Raw genomic sequence first — 16682 nt, forward strand, 5'->3', positions numbered from 1 at the left:
CGAAAAGGGGACATTTGATATGAGCATCACAAAAGTAACACAGCACCCGACACAGAATGAGGGCTTGATATTTGAGCGGTCGCAGACCGGCCGCGTGGGCTATCGACTGCCGAAGCTGGACGTGCCCGAAACGGACGCCATTCCGACGGAGCTGCGCCGCGACGATGATCTGGACGGCATGCCCGAAGTGTCAGAGGTGGACGTTATACGGCATTTCACACGCATATCAACGTGGAACTATTCCATCGACCTCGGAATGTATCCGCTCGGAAGCTGCACGATGAAATACAACTCGCGGCTGAACGAAAAGATGGCTCGCATCGGCGGCTATACAAATCTTCATCCGCTCGCTCCCGAAGAAGAATCGCAGGGAGCACTTGAGTTGATGTACCGCCTGCAGGAAGACCTTGCCGAGATCACCGGCCTGCCCGGCGTCTCGCTGCAGCCGGCTGCGGGAGCTCAGGGCGAGATGACGGGCGTGATGCTGATCCGTGCTTTCTTAGACAAACGCGACGGCGAGGCATCGAAAGACCGCCGCGTAATGCTCATTCCCGATTCAGCTCACGGCACCAATCCTGCGTCCGCAGCACTTGCGGGCTTCACGGTCAAGACGATCAACTCGACCGACGAAGGATTGACGGACATGGAGCACCTGCGTCAGCTATGTGATGAAGGCGGCGTCGCGGGACTGATGCTGACCAATCCGAACACGGTCGGCATTTTTGAAAAGAACATCCGCGAGATCTGCGACACCATTCACGCCGCAGGCGGGCTTGTCTATATGGACGGTGCCAATATGAACGCCCTAGTCGGCGTGGCACGGCCGGGTGATATGGGCGTGGACGTTATTCACTTGAATCTGCACAAGACATTTTCGACGCCGCACGGCGGAGGCGGCCCCGGCTGCGGCCCTTGCTGCTGCACAGCTGAACTCAGCGAATTCCTGCCTACTCCGCGCGTCGAGAAAACGGGCGATCGCTACCATCTCAATTACGACCTGCCTGAATCGATAGGCCGCGTCAAAGCGTTCTTTGGCAATTTCGGAATGATGGTCCGGGCATTGTCTTATATTTATACTCACGGTGCGGAAGGCTTGCGCGAGGCAACGGAAACGGCCGTGCTGAATGCACGCTACGTCGCCGAAAGACTGAAAGACACTTATCACAAACCGTATGACGCAGACTGCATGCACGAGGCGATCTTTTCGCATAAATATCAATCGGCAAAAGGCGTCGTCACGCTCGACATCGCAAAGCGTTTGATCGACTACGGCTTCCATCCGCCGACGGTGTACTTCCCTCTTGTCGTCGAGGGTGCGATGCTTATCGAACCGACCGAATCGGTCGGGCGTGCGGATCTGGACGCTTTCATCGACGCGATGAAGAGCATCGACCGCGAGATCTCGGAAAGTCCGGAACTCGTAACCAACGCTCCGCATTCAACTCGTATCGGACGGCTCGACGAAGCCGCCGCGGCACGCAAACCGGTTCTTCGCTGGAAGCAGGATATGGAATTTTCGACGAAATCTGCGTAGGATAAGGGATATGGAACGCGTGATCAATCTTCATATCGAAAAGCTGCCGGAAGGCGTTTATTTGGCGACATCCGACAGTATTCAAGGGCTCGTCGCTCAGGGAAGGACCATTGCCGAAACGGTTGAGATCGCCAGGGACGTTGCTAAAAAGTTGATCGAATCGCAGGACGGTGAAATTGGCGAACTTCCGCTATTTGCCGATAGTTTTGACTATCCGCTCGTTATCGGAGTCTGAAACGGGACGCCTTTCGGGCTTCAGATACCGCGAGATCGTTCGCATTCTTAAGAAGTTCGGCTTTGAATTTCATCGCCAGGCGGCGGGCAGTCACGAAATTTGGTTCGCCTCTGAAACGGACAGATATACCACGATTCCAAATCATCCCGGTGATATGCCGTAAGGTACTCTGCGAGCAATACTAAAGCAGGCAGACATAGATCCCGAAGAGTTTCTGCGAAAAAGGTAATTCTGATTATTTGTAGGAACGCTGGTTCTGAGATTATCTTTACAACTCAATAGATATGGCAAATTCCGACACCATCACACAACGGCCGCTCGTTCTGCCGGCTCTGAAAACTGACGCAGTGATCGTTCAGGCGGTTCTGCTTCTATCAGCGGCATTCGTTCTGCCTTCGCTCGCACATCTCACAGGGCTGCCTGTCCGCTGGCTGCTGCCGATGCATTGGCCAGTGGTACTCGCGGGGCTATGTTACGGCTGGCGTTCGGGCCTGCTGATAGGCATCGCAGCGCCGCTTGTGAGTTTCGGCGTTTCGGGAATGCCGCCCGCCGCAGTGCTGCCGGCAATGACACTCGAGCTTGCCGCATACGGTTTCCTTGCGGGATTTGCCAGACAGTCTTTCGGGCTTTCGACGCGAATTTCGGCTCTCGCCTCGTTGGTCGGCGGCCGCGTGATTTTCCTTATTGCGGCGTTGATGATCGGGTGGATATCGACATCGTTCGGCAGCTATTTGGCCACCGCGATGGCACCGGGAATACCCGCAGCATTTGCTCAATTGCTGCTACTGCCGATGCTTGCAGATAAGTGGGTTTCGCATTGGTCTGAAAATATTTAGTGCTCCATGTTTTGCGGCCTTGTTTCCGCACTTGATCTCACGACCCCAAAGCCCGGTTTTCGTCGAAAGGCGATAATACCGGGCTTCTTTGTTTGACGCCGTCCCACATATCAAAATAAAATTCCTGTCAAAGGCGCATCGCAACTCATTCAAAATATGACAATTATAGGCATCCCGAAAGAGACGCATCCGGGCGAAAAGCGTGTGGCGGCGACGCCGCAGACGATCTTGAAGCTCAAGAAAATGGGTTTTGACGTTCAGGTCGAAACGCATGCGGGGCACGGCATCAATTGCATCGACAGCGAATATCGTGAGGCAGGAGCGACCATCGTCGAGGACGCGGCCGAACTGTGGGCCTCGTCCGACGTCATCCTGAAGGTGCGTCCGCCCGAGGACGGCGAGGCCGAACTGATACGCGAAGGCGGCTGGCTGGTCGGCTTTGTCTGGCCCGGGCAGAACCGCGAGACCGTTGACAAAATGGCAAAACGGAAAGCGACCGTTTTTGCGATGGATTCCGTCCCGCGCATCACGCGTGCACAGAAAATGGATACGCTCTCTGCGATGGCAAATATCGCCGGATACCGCGCGGTCATCGAGGCGGCGAATCATTTCCCGCGTTTCTTTACCGGGCAGATAACCGCTGCCGGCAAGGTCGATCCGGCAAAGGTGCTCGTGATCGGAGCGGGCGTCGCCGGGCTATCGGCGATCGGTGCGGCGAAAGGCTTGGGTGCGATCGTGCGTGCGTTTGACCCGCGTTCTGCTACAAAAGATCAAGTCGCGTCAATGGGTGCGGAATTTCTCGAACTCGACTTTAAAGAAGAGGGCGAGGGCAAGGGCGGCTACGCCAAACAGATGTCCGACGACTTCCTGAAAGCCGAAATGGCGTTGTTTGCCCAGCAGGCGATGCAGGTCGATATCATCGTCACGACCGCACTGATTCCGGGCAAGCCGGCACCGAAACTCATCACACAGGGCATGGTCGAATCGATGAAGCCCGGCTCCGTGATCGTCGATCTCGCCGCTGAACAAGGCGGCAACTGCGTCCTTACCGAACCCGGCAAGGTCGTCACGCACAAAGGCGTGACGATCATCGGCTACACGGACCTGCCGTCGCGTATGGCTTCGACGGCATCGCAGCTTTACGGAGCCTGTCTGACCGCGTTACTGCAGGATCTGCAGGACGAGAACGGCCAATTGCACATCGACCTCGAGGACGAGGTCGTCCGCGGAGCGATCGTTTTGCACGACGGGAAAATGCTGTGGCCGGCCCCTGTAAAGGAGATGCCCGCACCTCCGCCTCCGCCCGAACCGGGCGTTCCAACGAAGAGTTCTGCATCTGTCGCGGCCAAAGCGGCCGCTCACGGCTCGGACGAAGGGAAAGGCATGAATCCGCTAGTCCTCGTCGCGGTCGGACTCGTTCTGCTTGGATTGGGTTATGCCGTACCCGAAAGCAAGCTGTCGCATTTTACTGTGTTCATGCTGGCAATTTTCGTTGGTTTCCAGGTCGTGTGGAACGTCAAGCCCGCACTGCATACACCGCTAATGTCCGTAACGAACGCCATCAGCGGCATCATCCTCGTCGGCGGCATGCTGCAGCTTTCGGGCGACCTTAATCTGACGACCATCCTCGGCGCCATCGCCGTTCTCATCGCCACGATCAACATCGCAGGCGGATTTTTGGTCACAAATCGAATGTTGGCGATGTTTAGAAAATGAAAACCGGACTGATCACAATCGCATACATCGCCGCGAGTGCGTTGTTTATTTTGAGCCTTGGCGGCTTGTCAAAGCAGGAGACCGCACGCCGCGGGAACTGGTACGGCATCATCGGGATGCTGATCGCTCTGGCGGCGACGGTCGCGGCAATGAACCCGAGCGGCTGGCCGATACTTGGCGGCGTTGTACTCATGGGTTCCTTGATCGGAGCTACGGTTGCGGCACGCGTTCAGATGACGTCCATGCCGCAGCTCGTCGCTATATTGCACAGCTTTGTAGGTTTGGCAGCGGTGCTGGTCGGCTTCGGCACGTATGAGGCGCAGTTCGCGACGGGCGGACCGCGTGAGGGTGCGACGATGCTGCTGGTCGAGATCTTCATCGGCGTATGCATTGGAGCGGTCACGTTCACAGGCTCGGTTATCGCGTTTGCAAAGCTGCAGGGCACTATTTCGGGCAAGCCGCTGATGCTGCCCGGCCGGCATATCATCAATCTACTGATGCTGATAGCGACGATCGCAATGGGCGTGATGTTCGTGATGGCTCCGGGAACTTCGGGGCATCCTTATTTGATCGCGGCAACGGTGATCACGTTCGTTTTGGGTGCGCACTTCGTTATGGCGATCGGCGGCGCGGATATGCCTGTGGTCGTTTCGATGCTCAACAGCTACTCGGGTTGGGCGGCTTCGGCAGCGGGCTTTATGCTGTCGAATGACCTGCTTATCATCACCGGTGCACTTGTCGGGTCCAGCGGCGCGATCCTTAGCTACATCATGTGCAAAGGCATGAACCGCTCGTTCATCAGCGTAATGCTGGGCGGATTTGGTACCGAAGGCGGCACGGTCGCCTCAGCAGACGGACAGCCGGCGGGCGAGGTCCGTTCGGTCGACGCAGCGAGCACCGCGGACATGCTGAAACAGGCGAAAAAGCTCATCATTGTTCCCGGCTACGGCCTCGCGGTCGCGCAGGCTCAGCACTCGCTAGCCGAGGTCGTGAAGATCCTGAAAGACGGCGGAACAGAAGTTAAATTCGCCATTCATCCGGTCGCGGGACGACTTCCCGGTCACATGAACGTCCTGCTCGCCGAAGCGAATATTCCGTACGACATCGTTTTTGAGATGGAAGAGGTCAACGATGAGTTCCCCGGCACGGACGTTTCGTGGGTGATCGGCGCGAACGACATCGTAAATCCGTCCGCACTCGACGACCCGAATTCGCCCATCGCCGGCATGCCCGTGCTGCACGTGTGGGAAGCCCGCAACACCGTCGTGATGAAACGCTCGATGGCGTCCGGATATGCCGGAGTTGATAATCCGCTGTTCTATAAAGACAATACGCTGATGCTCTTCGGCGATGCCAAAAAAGTCGTGGACGAGATATTAACCGCGATGCGGGGTTAGTCAGTAGCGTGCTCCACTCCTTACAAAGGGGAGTGGCCGTTTTTTCACCTATATACTTTATTTCCGCTTGCCGAGATCCGCTTTTCGGAATATGATGCGGTTTTAGAAACGGAGGTAATTTTTATGAAACGCACATTTTGGACTGGTCTCGTTATCTCCCTCTTTGCCTTTTCAGCCTTTGCACAGGATAAGGCTGATGTTGAGAACATTACGCCGAGCCCTGCAGCGCTTGTTGCGATCTGGGACATTAACTACACGTTCGACAACACGACCACGGTGACGCGGCAGATACGCTTTATTCAATACGCGAACGGAACTGGGCTTTTCATGCCGGCCAATGCTCTGCCGACGACGACATCAAACCTTCGTGCGGGGAACCGTGCGTTGTGGGATATGCCGCAGCCTTTCTTTTTGAGCTTTTCGGGCGAGGTGCGGCTGCCGGTCAGCAATACAACTGAGACCGGCACACTGGTATTTAAGGCTATCAACGGCAACACCGGCCTTTTGCACGGACGCGTGGTCTTTGTCCAAAACAACGCCGGACCCGCGACCACTCCGACCAATCTCTACTCGATTCGAACCGGAACATTTACCGCGATCCAGGTACCCATAACAACGACTACGCCGACCGCCACGGATGGCGAAGAGATAGACCAGTAGCCGACTTTTGCAGATAGAATATGGCTCCCTTGCTTAGATCAAAAGGGAGCCTTTTTTTGCGGGTATCAGAGCTCGATCAACGCAAGTCGCCTAACAATATTTCCGTTTTCGAGGTGTTCTTCAACAATTTCGGCAACGTCCCCGGGCTGGACCTGGCCGTAGATTGTGCCGTCAGGATAGACCATAACTGCGGTGCCGATGGAGCAGAAGCCGATCGAGCCGCATTCGGTCAGGACGCATTCGCCCATCGGGTTTCGGCCTTTTGACTCTTTACCTTGGCGGAGGTTTTTTTCGACCAAAATCCGGTCGAATTCCGCCATCACTTCCCTGCCGCCGACCTCGGAGCAGGACTTGCCCGTGCAGACGAAAACCTGCCTTTTTATCGGCGCCTTGAGCATCGGTGCGAGCTTTTCCAGCTTTTCTCGGTCGGTTATGAATTTCGGCTTTGCCATCTTCGAATAGACTATCAGAATTTACACCGGCAAAACACGCGAAAATCCGCAAAATTGAAACGTATGCCCAATACGATTTTCCGTTGCAAATATTGCCGTTATGCTAGAATTTGATTTTGGCATCGGCTCGACGATAAATGGCGGCAGGCATAGTCATCCACATCGCATTCGGCAGCGAAAAGCGGACCGAATTCTTTTCGCAGGAGAGAATTCGGATCGGCTCGCTGGAGGGCGCCGACCTGCAGATACGCCATCCCGATTCGGAAGAAGGAGCGATCTGGCTCGCTCTGGAAGATTCTGAAGGCGTTTACCGTATCGTCGATTTTGACGAGTCGCTCGGGCTGACCGTTAACGGGAATCCGATCCGCCGATTTATCGCGATCGCGGACGGCGACGAGATCGTAGCCGAGGAAGCGGGCATCGTTTTCTCGTTCTTCTCATTCGAGAACCGCTCGTCGCTGATCACTACGAAACGCGAACAGCGCCATATCGCACAGTTCATCGAAGAGGCCGCTCTTGAGTCGGCCGCTACGGCGAAACGCGACGATGCGAAGATGTTCCTCCGCGAATTCGTCCGCGAACTCTCGCGCGAGATCTCGCTGACGACAAAGCTGATATCGTTGGTACTCGTCGCGGCGTTTCTTACCGGAATTTTGTATATCGGCTATGCGGTCAGCCGTGAATTGAACGAAAGCCGCCGTCAATCCGAACAGCAAAGCGACATCATCAAAAAGCTCGAGGAAAAACTGGGCGAAACCAACGAACAGATCGGCCAGCTCGATAAAACGAACAAGGATCTGATGAAGACGGTGTCGCTGGCACCGAATCTTCGGGTGGAATACGGCGGCGGAGTGTGCCTGATCGTCGGCGTGTACGACCTCGTGGACAAACGCAGCGGCAAGCAGCTTCGTTATGCCGACCCGGCATCCATGCGCGGCGAGGTATATGAGGCAGCACCGTCCGAAGACCCTTCGGCACCGCAGTTTCCGCCGGCCTTCGGGCTGACGACCGAAGGCTCGGGCTCGCCCGTAGAATATGATTTCATAGGCACCGGATTTCACGTCGGAGGCGGATACATAGTGACCAACCGGCACGTCGTCAGGCCATGGGAAGAGGACGAGCAGGTCAAACAAATGATGGCGATGGCCAACGGACGCCCGCGTGTGAAGAAACTCGTCATTTACTTCCCGAATTTCGCCCAGCCTTTTACGCTGACCATGCGTCAGCTCGGCCAGCGTGAGGACGTCGCTGTCGGCACCATCGACGCTGCTATGCTGCCGCCTGAGGTGCCGACGCTGCCCATCGATCTGGACGTCGAGTCGGTTGCTATCGGCAAGACGGTGGTCTCGATGGGCTATCCGAACGGACCGGACCGTTTGCTTGCGATGGTTGACGATGACGAAGCGAAATCCATAAATCAGCGTTTTGGGAACTCGCGGACGAATCTTATCAACTTCCTCGCACAGTCGCAGCGTATCGCTCCGCTGACCACGTCCGGCCTTATTACCGACCTCGATTCACGCCGCATCGTACATGACGCAAAGACCGCTGAAGGCGGTTCCGGCGCGCCGCTGTTCGGCCAGGCAGGCCGCGTTATAGGCGTGAACTTTGGAGTATTTACGGAAAGCACGGCGGCGAATATGGCAGTGCCGATCCGTTTTGCGATCGAGCTGCTTCGCAAGGCCGGCTGGTTAACGCCCGAAGAGCTGCAGAATGAGGCTCAGCAGCCGACTGCGACAAGTCCCGATGCCAATTCCGCACCGCCCGTTGCCGGCACGAACTGATCAATTCCCAAACTCGGCTTTGTCTTTGTCGGCCAGTTCCCTGACCTTGTCCATCAGATGGTCTGCGATCTCTTTGTGGGTACGCAGGCGGTCGGGCTTCGTGTAAAACTCGTCCAGGTCTATCACTTCACCGAACCAAATGCGTATCTTTTCGCCGCCGGTCCAGTTGCCGAGGATCTGTTTCGGCAGATCGTTGCCGAGGCCTGCGATAAAAACGGGAATGACCTGCGGCCGTGCGGCATAAACGACCTTTCCGATGCCCGGCTGCGCCGGCAGCAGATCATACGGCCCGCCTTCGAGGTTGCGCTTGCCCTCAGGGTGAAATCCGATAACGCGGCTCTTGCCGACCGCACATATTTCGATCAGTTTCCGCATCGAAAATTTGTCGAATGCCCGCTTTCTCTCGTCTCTTGCTTCGCGAAAGAATGGCGGATACATCGACATCCAGCCCATTACAAAGTTGACGGCCCAGCCGAGCGGATTGTCGTAGAAAAATTTTGCACGTACCGGAAAGAAAAGTTCCATCGGCCGCTTCGTCCGCCGGAACAGCACACTCGAGACCGTGTACATATCAAAGAATGAACGGTGATTGGCGACCAGAACGACCGGCCTCGATGCATCCGAATTTTCAACGTTCTCAATGCCGAATACGTTCATCAAATTGTTCGTCGCCAGATAGATCCAAAGCGAGCCGATGTGCCGCTGAAAGAACGTCATCAGCCGTTTCCACCTGCCGCGGTTCATTCGATCTGTGAGCCAAAACCCGGCCTTGTCTATCGGCCCCAAGACAGAGAGTTCTTCGGCCGTGGGCACGATGCCCCGTTCATCAGCCTTTACGGGCAGCGTCGCGGAACTTGGCTTGTCAGTATGGTTCATCAGGAGGGCTTAAGTTACAGGCTTAAATTGTGGACAAATCACCTCAAAGTCGCTATTATAGCGGAATCAAATGTTCCGACAAAAGATGACGTTCTTTCGGGCATTTTTGGAATAACTTTTCGTTGCCCTCCGAAATGTTCGGCGCGTGTCGCGGGCCGAAGTATCGTTAGGATTGAGAATTATATGTCACTAAGAGGTTATGTCTTCGCCGCTTTGTCGGTGGCGGTATTGGCGTTTTCGGCGGCCGGCAACTCTTATGCCCAAACGTCGCGGGACGGTGTGTGGAAACAGGTAGCTGAAAGTTCAGCTATGCGCGAGAGCAATGACCGCAAGCTGTTTCCTGAACTTTACAAAGTGTTTCGGCTTAACGCCGGGGCTCTTGAGAACGTGCTTCGACAAGCACCGCTCGAAGATTCACGGCCCTCAAAGGAAGCAATGCCTAACTTTGAGATTCCGTCGCCGGACGGCAAGTTCCTGCGGTTCCGTCTTGTCGAATCGCCTATGCTCGCCCCGCATGTCGCGGCAAAGTTCCCGTCATGGAAGACCTATCACGTTTGGGGTGTTGACGATCCGACGATGCAGGGCAGGCTGGATTGGACCGACAGCGGATTCCACGGATATGTGCTTACGTCAGAAGGTTCTTTCAATATCGATCCGTACCGTCTTAACGACAGGCAGAATTACATAGTTTTCTATAAGAAGCATTACCCGCAGACCCGCGAAAACTTCAGCTGCGAGGTCGAGGACGCATTTGAGGAAAGCGAAAGATCGGTTACAAAGAAGTCGGACGAAAGCATTTTCAACTCTCAGCCGACGGCGGAATTCTCGCACGGCTCGAATGTACGCACATACCGTTTTGCTGTCGCAACAACGTTCGAATACACGAACTTTTTCCGTCTGACCGGCGACAGCGACGCACAGGCACAGGCACGGGCATTCAATGCGGTCGTGGTCAGTGTGAATCGGATCAATTTGGTTTACCGCAAGGAACTCTCCGTGTTCCTGAGTCTCGTTTCAGATACCAACCTGACCTATGTGACCAACCCGGAAACTCCGTCGAATTATCAGAACAACGGATCATCGGCTGATCTGAACGCCAACCAAACCAATGTGAATTCGGTCATCGGTTCGGCAAATTATGATTTCGGCCATCTTTTCCAGACCGCGAACGGCGGCGTCGCTCAACTTTCATCCGTTTGCGGCACGAGCAAAGCCCGAGGGCTTTCGGGGCTGCCGAATCCGCAGGGCGACCCGTTCGACGTAGATTACGTAGCTCACGAAATGGGGCACCAAATGGGCGGAAATCATACGTTCAACGCAGCCGCGAACTGCGGCAGTTCGCCGACGGCCGCACGCCGCGAACCAGGAAGTGCGGTGACTATAATGGGCTATGCGGGCATCTGCAGCAGCACGTCGAATATATCGCGCAATTCCATTGATATCTTTCATTTCTACAACCTGAACGAAATGATCACGTTTATGGGCGGGACCGGCGGCACCTGCGGCACGACCGCCACGCCCAATGCCATCCCGGTCGTAGCATCTGTCCCGAATCGCACAATACCTTTCAATACTCCATTCGCTTTGACGGCGAGTGCGACCGATGCCGACGGCGATGCTTTGACCTACAATTGGGAACAGAATGATCCGGGCGCATCGCAATCAAATTATCCCGGCACGACCGATGACGACGACACCAGTTTGGTATTCCGTCCCGGTTTCAGGTCATATCTGCCCACGGCGAGCCCGACGCGCTATTTCCCGAGCATGACGTATGTGCTGAACAACCAGAACGAGGCCCCGATCACCTATTCCGGGACGTCGGCGGTCGGCGCGGTATGTGCGGGAACTTGTATTACGGGCGAGGACCTTCCGTCTGCGGCCAGGACAATGAATTTCCGCGTGACGGTCCGCGATGGCAAGGGCGGCATCGCCGATCAGGCAACCGTTATTACCGTGGTCAATACGATCACGCCGTTCAAAGTAACGTCGCCCAATACCAACGTCGTATTTCCGGGCGGCAGCAGCCACACGGTGACTTGGGACGTGAGCAGCACTAACACTGCACCGATAAATACGGCGAATGTGAAGATCTCGTTCTCATCTGACGGCGGCCAGACATTCCCGACCGTTCTCGCAGAAAGCACGCCAAATGACGGCAGTCAATCAGTTACCATCCCTAACGTCAATACGACAACAGGACGCATTAAGGTCGAGGCCGTCGGCAACATATTCTTTGACGTCTCGGACGTGAACTTCACTGTCAATACGGTCGCTTCTAACGGAAGCGTCTCGGGCCAGGTTTTCTCGTCCGGAGGCAGTACTTTGCGTAATGCGGTGGTCACGATCACCAATGAACAGGGCTATCTGCAGCGTGTAAATACAAGTTCCTTCGGTTTCTACCAATTCGATGACGTACCGGCAGGCACTTACATTGTGACCGTCAGCTCCCGGTTGTTCCGTTTCAATCCGCAGGAGATCAACCTGTCCGGTAATGTGACAGGCCTGAACTTCACCGGACTTGAGTAGAACGATGTAAATGGGCAGCCCTTCCTTTCGAAGCAAAAACCGCAGCTCGGGCTGCGGTTTTTTTGTGTTTACATTAGCCAGATCCTTAGTTATCATTTCGGATTAAGTGAATTCGATGATAGCGCTCGCGTCTTGCAGTAAGATCACCGTTGCCACAGTGAATGAATAGGACAGAGCAGCGATCGCAGAACCCCTCATTGCCGGCACGCACTAAAGTGTCTTGTCCTTACCTTTTTGTTTCGAAGTTCGCAGCTGCCGCCGGCCGCTCAGTTAAAGGAATCGTTATGTCTAGATCAGTTCTCGCCGTATTGACGGCCATCATTTTTCTTGCGGGTATAAACGTCTATTCAGCATCGGCATCTGCCGATCTGTGGCGTGAGGTCAGTGCCGAATCGCTCGTCCGCGGCCCGGCCCGCAACGCTCCGCGGCCCAAGGAATTCCGGACGTTCGCACTCGACGTTAATGCGATGCGGTCCGCTCTATCACAGGCTCCGCAGGAGTTTGCGAATGACGGCGAAGAAATGATCATCACTCTGCCGATGCCGGACGGTTCGCTGCAGCGTTTTCGTGTTTATCATTCACTGATCGTAGAGCCCGGACTGCTGAAGAAATTCCCCGAGCTTGGCGAGACTTACACGGGACAAGGCATCGACGATCCAACCGCAACCGTACGCTTTGACTATCTGCCAAAGGGCTTTCACGCCATGGTCATTTCGACCGAAGGCACGAAAATGATCGATCCATACGCTGATGGTGACGACCGGCACTACATCGTTTACGACAAGAGCGAGTTTCCGCGCCTTAACTCCTTCTTTTGCGAGGTCGGGACCAACCGCGACAAACTGAATTTCGACATCGATATCGACCATTCAGCGTATCTGCCGACATTCTCGCCGGAGGTCATCTCCGGAACTCAGCTGCGTCAATATCGGCTGGCGCTCGCAGGAACTTGGGAATACTGCAACGTCGCCGGCAGCAACACTGTTGCGGGCTGCCTTGCGGCTCAGGTGACGATCATGAACCGCGTCAACCAGATCTATGAGCGCGATGTCGCTATCCGTATGAACATCATCGCCAACAACGATCTGATCGTTTTTGCGGGCAACAATACCGGCTGCCCTGTCGGAACCGGCGGCGCGAACTGCACGTCGGGCAACGACCCCTACACGAATAATGACGGATTTGCGATGCTGAGCCAGAACCAGAGCGCCGTCAACACTGTGATCGGAACTGCAAATTACGACATAGGTCACGTATTCTCGACGGGCGGCGGCGGAGTCGCTACGCTGAACAGCCCCTGCGGCGGCAGTAAGGCACAGGGCGTTACCGGCTTGCCGAGTCCTTTCGGTGACCCGTTCGCCATCGACTATGTCGCTCATGAAATGGGCCACCAATGGGGATCGAACCACACGTTCAATGCAAATACCGGCGGTTGCGGCGGCAATCGATCGAATACGAACTCTTTCGAGCCCGGCAGCGGCATTACGATAATGGGCTATGCGGGGCTTTGCGACGCTCAGGATCTAGCGTTCAACAGCATTGCGTCGTTCCACGTCCGCAGTGTTGAGGTCATCGTCGCATTTAGCCAAGTTGGCAACGGCAACACCTGCGCTCAGACTTCGGCTACGGGCAACACGCCGCCGACGGTCACGGTGCCGGCAGGAACAACATTCAATATTCCAAAACAGTCGCCTTTCACGCTTACAGCGAGCGCGACGGATGTGAATGGCGACACGCTGACCTACGATTGGCAGCAGTACAATGCCGGCGGATCTGCAGGCGCGGCGTCCACGACGCCAAATTCCGACGCCGACGGTATCCCGCGGCCTCTTTTCCGCAATTATCTGCCGACCACAAATCCTACGCGGCACTTCCCGTCGCTTGGTTTTATCAGAAATAACGCCAACGTTCCGCCGACGTTCACTAGCGGTGTGCTGACCGGCGAGCTCATGTCCGCGATCACGCGAACCATGACCTTTCAGGTGCTGGTTCGTGACAATCGCGCGGGCGGCGGCGGTGTAAATACCGCCACGGTATCGGTAAATGTTGACGGCAACAGCGGTCCTTTTGCGGTCACGGCACCGAATACGAACGTGACATTCGACGGCAATTCGACTCAGACCGTGACATGGAACGTAGCAGGCTCGAATGCAGCCCCTGTCAATGCCGCGAACGTGCGAATACTGTTCTCGAACGACGCTGGGCTGACATTCCCGACCGTGCTGGTCAACAGCACGCCTAACGACGGCAGTGAATCGATTACCATCCCGAATGTTGCAACCTCGCAGGGCCGCATCAAGGTGGAAGCTGTCGACAATATCTTTTGGGATATGTCGAATGTGAACTTTACAGTTAACCAGGTCGCGGCAAACGCTTCGATCTCAGGGCAGGTGTTCACGGCAGGCGGAGCCTCACTTCGCAATGCGGTGGTCACGCTCAGCAACGGCGGCGGCGTGGTTCGCCGCGTGACGACCAGCACGTTCGGCTTTTATCTGATGGAGGACGTTCCGACGGGGCCCTACACTATCTCAGTAGCGTCGCGGCTATTCCGGTTCACGCCGCAAAATCTGAACGTAAGCGGAAATATATCGGGATTGAATTTCACCGGACAAGAATAAAGAAAGAGCCCGCGGGCTCTTAAATTAATAGCACGAATGAGAGTGGACGCGTTGAATTGCGGCCTTCACATTCGTGCTATTTCTTAATTATATGCGGCTGGCCTTTTCTTACAGCTTCGCTCTAAAAAGGGTCTATTTGTATATGTTCGAAACAAATGTCCCGCCGATGAATTTGTCCGGATCGATCTGGCTCTGCAGAACGACGCCCTTGTAATTTCCGGTCAGCAGCATCATCGCCGATTCGCACAGCGGTGCGGCGGTCGTTGTTTGGATCGCTCGCAGGTGCTTGCCGTTGATCTCGAGAGGTTCGACGAAATAAGCCTTTTCGAGCATTCGCCGGACGCCTTTATCGTCAAATCCGTCAACCGATGCATGGAGCACGACCAGGTCGTCCTCGACCGAAGGTATCGCCTGCTGCATCATCGTCTGCAGAGCGTCGGGCATTCCGTCGCCACGCGGCAGTGTCTCGATGATCGATTGCACCCAATCATAATGGCCGGGATAACGCAGCGTCTTGTATTCAAGGTCGCGAGCCTTGCCCTCAAAGAATTCCGGCAGGTCGGCAGCTCCGCCCGACGTAATGTCCGCTTCATAGGTCCGCGCACCGATGACGATCGTCTCGCGAGCGGTCAACGCGGGGCGCTCGGCGATCTTGTAATCGCGGATCACGCGGCTGTCTTTCACATATTCCGTCGCCACGCCGATCGGCGACCATGTGAATCCGTAAAAGTGCGGCTCATGTGCATGTGCGGTCAACGCACCGACCTTCATCGCGACGCGCTCGACCTTTTCGTTGTTGTATTTCGCAACAAACTCGCGATATAACGCCATCGCCTGAACGTTGATAAAGCCCGGAGCCAAGCCCGTTTGCAGGATGAATCCGGTCTCGGCGTCTTTCGCGAGCTCCATTATCTCGTCGGTTTCGGCGACGTATTCGGTCAGGTTCGCGTAATGAATTTTATGATCGCGAGCATACCGAGCCATCCGCGGCGCCTGCCCGCCCGGCGAACAATCGAGCAGGACGTCAGCACGATCGAAAGCCGCGATCATCTCGTCCGACTCGCCGTCTCGCGGCATCAAAACCGTCTCGACAGCCGTCGTCTTATCCGAACCCGAGGTGACGGATTCTTTCGCCTTCGCCAAATTCCCTTCGCTGATATCGCCCAAAATAAGCGTCAGATCAAACTCGCTCCACTCACGCAGCAATAGCGCAGCGGCCTCACCGATCCCGCCGGAACCGGCGATGAAAATTGTTTTTGTCATAATGGAAAGTAACTAGTCCAACGAAGAAGAACTATTCTACAATCACGAGGCGAACATTTCCAATCAGCGAGATATTAAAACAAAACGAACGAGCCGACATTCAACGAATGACAGCAGATCCAGTCTCCCACTCGTCAATCGAGTGAAATTCCTCAGCATTTACGATAATCTCTCCGATATCAAGTCGGGGTCACGTCGGGTATCAAGCACCGCCTGTACAAAGACCGCGTCGTCCTCAATGGTGTAATAGATGGCGTATGGAAAATGTGCCGTGATCTTTCGAAAATAAATATTGAAGTGAACTTCGTGAATACCAGCAAAGATCGTTAGCGACCTTATCTCCGCAAAGATCGTTGTCTCAAAATATTCACCGAGCCCAACGGCCTGAGCTTCGTAGAATTAGAAACCATCCGCAATATCGTCGGCGGCAGATTCGGTGATGACGATGTTCATTGTCTGCCGGTCTTTTCACGAATTCTTTGTTCAGCGTCGGCGAGGCTTATGAACTTGTCGCGTCCCACCGCAATGTCTGCGGCACGTTTAGCCAGAACATCGCCGTGCCAGCCGATCACCGGGACGTCGGCGCTGTTTCGCGACAGATCGTCCATTATGCGATCGACGACGTCCATCTTTTCAGCGACGGTCATTTTGTCGAGAGGCAATACAACTTCCGTGTTCATGGGCAAATTTTAGCACCTAACTATTCAATATTAAAATACTTCGCGTCAGGGTGATGGATGATGATCGCCGACGTTGATCGTTCGGGTTCGAATTGGAATTCT

General features: G+C 55.2%; 14 protein-coding genes. 10 read left to right on the top strand and 4 right to left on the bottom strand.

All coding sequences use genetic code 11. From position 1 onward, the window contains the following. Positions 1 to 19: 19 nt before the first annotated feature. The 7 genes from gcvPB to IPM50_03585 all read left to right on the top strand — a co-directional run bounded on the left by gcvPB (position 20) and on the right by IPM50_03585 (position 6378). The gene (gene gcvPB, locus IPM50_03555; protein ID QQS33671.1) at positions 20 to 1534 is read left to right on the top strand and encodes an aminomethyl-transferring glycine dehydrogenase subunit GcvPB; all 1515 of its coding nucleotides are present in this window, start codon (positions 20 to 22) and stop codon (positions 1532 to 1534) included. Between the two features lie 10 nt (positions 1535 to 1544). Then, positions 1545 to 1769, top strand: coding sequence for a DUF1902 domain-containing protein (locus tag IPM50_03560; protein QQS33672.1), 225 nt, complete (start codon positions 1545 to 1547; stop codon positions 1767 to 1769). Next, the gene (locus IPM50_03565; protein ID QQS34448.1) at positions 1747 to 1932 is read left to right on the top strand and encodes a type II toxin-antitoxin system HicA family toxin; all 186 of its coding nucleotides are present in this window, start codon (positions 1747 to 1749) and stop codon (positions 1930 to 1932) included. The genes IPM50_03560 and IPM50_03565 overlap by 23 nt, the downstream gene beginning before the upstream one ends. 121 nt (positions 1933 to 2053) lie before the next feature. Continuing rightward, entirely contained in the window at positions 2054 to 2605 is a 552-nt protein-coding gene (locus IPM50_03570) for an ECF transporter S component (protein QQS33673.1), read from the top strand. A 156-nt stretch (positions 2606 to 2761) separates the two neighbouring features. Further along, a complete protein-coding gene (locus IPM50_03575; protein ID QQS33674.1) occupies positions 2762 to 4321 on the top strand; it encodes a Re/Si-specific NAD(P)(+) transhydrogenase subunit alpha in 1560 nt (519 codons plus the stop codon). Further along, positions 4318 to 5718 carry an NAD(P)(+) transhydrogenase (Re/Si-specific) subunit beta gene (locus tag IPM50_03580; protein QQS33675.1) on the top strand — a complete coding sequence of 467 codons (1401 nt, stop codon included), beginning with the start codon at positions 4318 to 4320 and terminating at the stop codon, positions 5716 to 5718. Before IPM50_03575 ends, IPM50_03580 begins: the two co-directional genes overlap by 4 nt. Before the next feature lie 123 nt (positions 5719 to 5841). Next, entirely contained in the window at positions 5842 to 6378 is a 537-nt protein-coding gene (locus IPM50_03585; protein QQS33676.1) for a hypothetical protein, read from the top strand. 65 nt (positions 6379 to 6443) lie between these two features. Here IPM50_03585 and IPM50_03590 read toward each other — a convergent pair whose 3' ends face one another. Continuing rightward, positions 6444 to 6830 (bottom strand): (2Fe-2S) ferredoxin domain-containing protein, encoded by a 387-nt coding sequence (locus IPM50_03590; GenBank protein ID QQS33677.1) that lies wholly within the window; start codon positions 6828 to 6830, stop codon positions 6444 to 6446. Between the two features lie 137 nt (positions 6831 to 6967). Here IPM50_03590 and IPM50_03595 point away from each other — a divergent pair, with 137 nt between their 5' ends. Further along, positions 6968 to 8614 (top strand): trypsin-like peptidase domain-containing protein, encoded by a 1647-nt coding sequence (locus IPM50_03595; GenBank protein QQS33678.1) that lies wholly within the window; start codon positions 6968 to 6970, stop codon positions 8612 to 8614. Here IPM50_03595 and IPM50_03600 read toward each other — a convergent pair whose 3' ends face one another. Continuing rightward, entirely contained in the window at positions 8615 to 9490 is an 876-nt protein-coding gene (locus IPM50_03600) for a 1-acyl-sn-glycerol-3-phosphate acyltransferase (GenBank protein QQS33679.1), read from the bottom strand. Positions 9491 to 9673: 183 nt separating this feature from the next. On the opposite strand from IPM50_03600, the gene IPM50_03605 reads away from it, so the two are divergent. Both IPM50_03605 and IPM50_03610 read left to right on the top strand, forming a co-directional pair. Then, positions 9674 to 12019: a carboxypeptidase regulatory-like domain-containing protein gene (locus tag IPM50_03605; GenBank protein ID QQS33680.1), complete on the top strand. Its 2346-nt coding sequence runs from the start codon at positions 9674 to 9676 to the stop codon at positions 12017 to 12019. 284 nt (positions 12020 to 12303) lie between these two features. Beyond that, on the top strand, positions 12304 to 14637 hold the full coding sequence (locus tag IPM50_03610; GenBank protein ID QQS33681.1) for a carboxypeptidase regulatory-like domain-containing protein: 2334 nt from the start codon (positions 12304 to 12306) through the stop codon (positions 14635 to 14637). A gap of 132 nt (positions 14638 to 14769) precedes the next feature. Here the strand turns inward: IPM50_03610 and IPM50_03615 are convergent, their stop codons facing one another. Next, complete coding sequence (locus tag IPM50_03615) at positions 14770 to 15900, bottom strand: saccharopine dehydrogenase NADP-binding domain-containing protein (GenBank protein ID QQS33682.1); 1131 nt, start codon at positions 15898 to 15900, stop codon at positions 14770 to 14772. Positions 15901 to 16349: 449 nt separating this feature from the next. Next, a complete protein-coding gene (locus IPM50_03620; GenBank protein ID QQS33683.1) occupies positions 16350 to 16580 on the bottom strand; it encodes an addiction module protein in 231 nt (76 codons plus the stop codon). Positions 16581 to 16682: the final 102 nt, after the last annotated feature.

The organism is Acidobacteriota bacterium (assembly GCA_016700075.1).
GTDB lineage: Bacteria > Acidobacteriota > Blastocatellia > Pyrinomonadales > Pyrinomonadaceae > OLB17.

Bases quoted from the DNA above. Each gene is read 5' to 3' on its own strand.
- IPM50_03580 (QQS33675.1), top strand. From the start codon at position 4,318: ATGAAAACCGGACTGATCACAATCGCATACATCGCCGCGAGTGCGTTG.
- IPM50_03615 (QQS33682.1), bottom strand. From the start codon at position 15,900: ATGACAAAAACAATTTTCATCGCCGGTTCCGGCGGGATCGGTGAGGCC.
- IPM50_03600 (QQS33679.1), bottom strand. From the start codon at position 9,490: ATGAACCATACTGACAAGCCAAGTTCCGCGACGCTGCCCGTAAAGGCT.
- IPM50_03570 (QQS33673.1), top strand. From the start codon at position 2,054: ATGGCAAATTCCGACACCATCACACAACGGCCGCTCGTTCTGCCGGCT.
- IPM50_03575 (QQS33674.1), top strand. From the start codon at position 2,762: ATGACAATTATAGGCATCCCGAAAGAGACGCATCCGGGCGAAAAGCGT.
- IPM50_03560 (QQS33672.1), top strand. From the start codon at position 1,545: ATGGAACGCGTGATCAATCTTCATATCGAAAAGCTGCCGGAAGGCGTT.
- IPM50_03605 (QQS33680.1), top strand. From the start codon at position 9,674: ATGTCACTAAGAGGTTATGTCTTCGCCGCTTTGTCGGTGGCGGTATTG.
- gcvPB (QQS33671.1), top strand. From the start codon at position 20: ATGAGCATCACAAAAGTAACACAGCACCCGACACAGAATGAGGGCTTG.
- IPM50_03590 (QQS33677.1), bottom strand. From the start codon at position 6,830: ATGGCAAAGCCGAAATTCATAACCGACCGAGAAAAGCTGGAAAAGCTC.
- IPM50_03620 (QQS33683.1), bottom strand. From the start codon at position 16,580: ATGAACACGGAAGTTGTATTGCCTCTCGACAAAATGACCGTCGCTGAA.
- IPM50_03585 (QQS33676.1), top strand. From the start codon at position 5,842: ATGAAACGCACATTTTGGACTGGTCTCGTTATCTCCCTCTTTGCCTTT.
- IPM50_03595 (QQS33678.1), top strand. From the start codon at position 6,968: ATGGCGGCAGGCATAGTCATCCACATCGCATTCGGCAGCGAAAAGCGG.
- IPM50_03610 (QQS33681.1), top strand. From the start codon at position 12,304: ATGTCTAGATCAGTTCTCGCCGTATTGACGGCCATCATTTTTCTTGCG.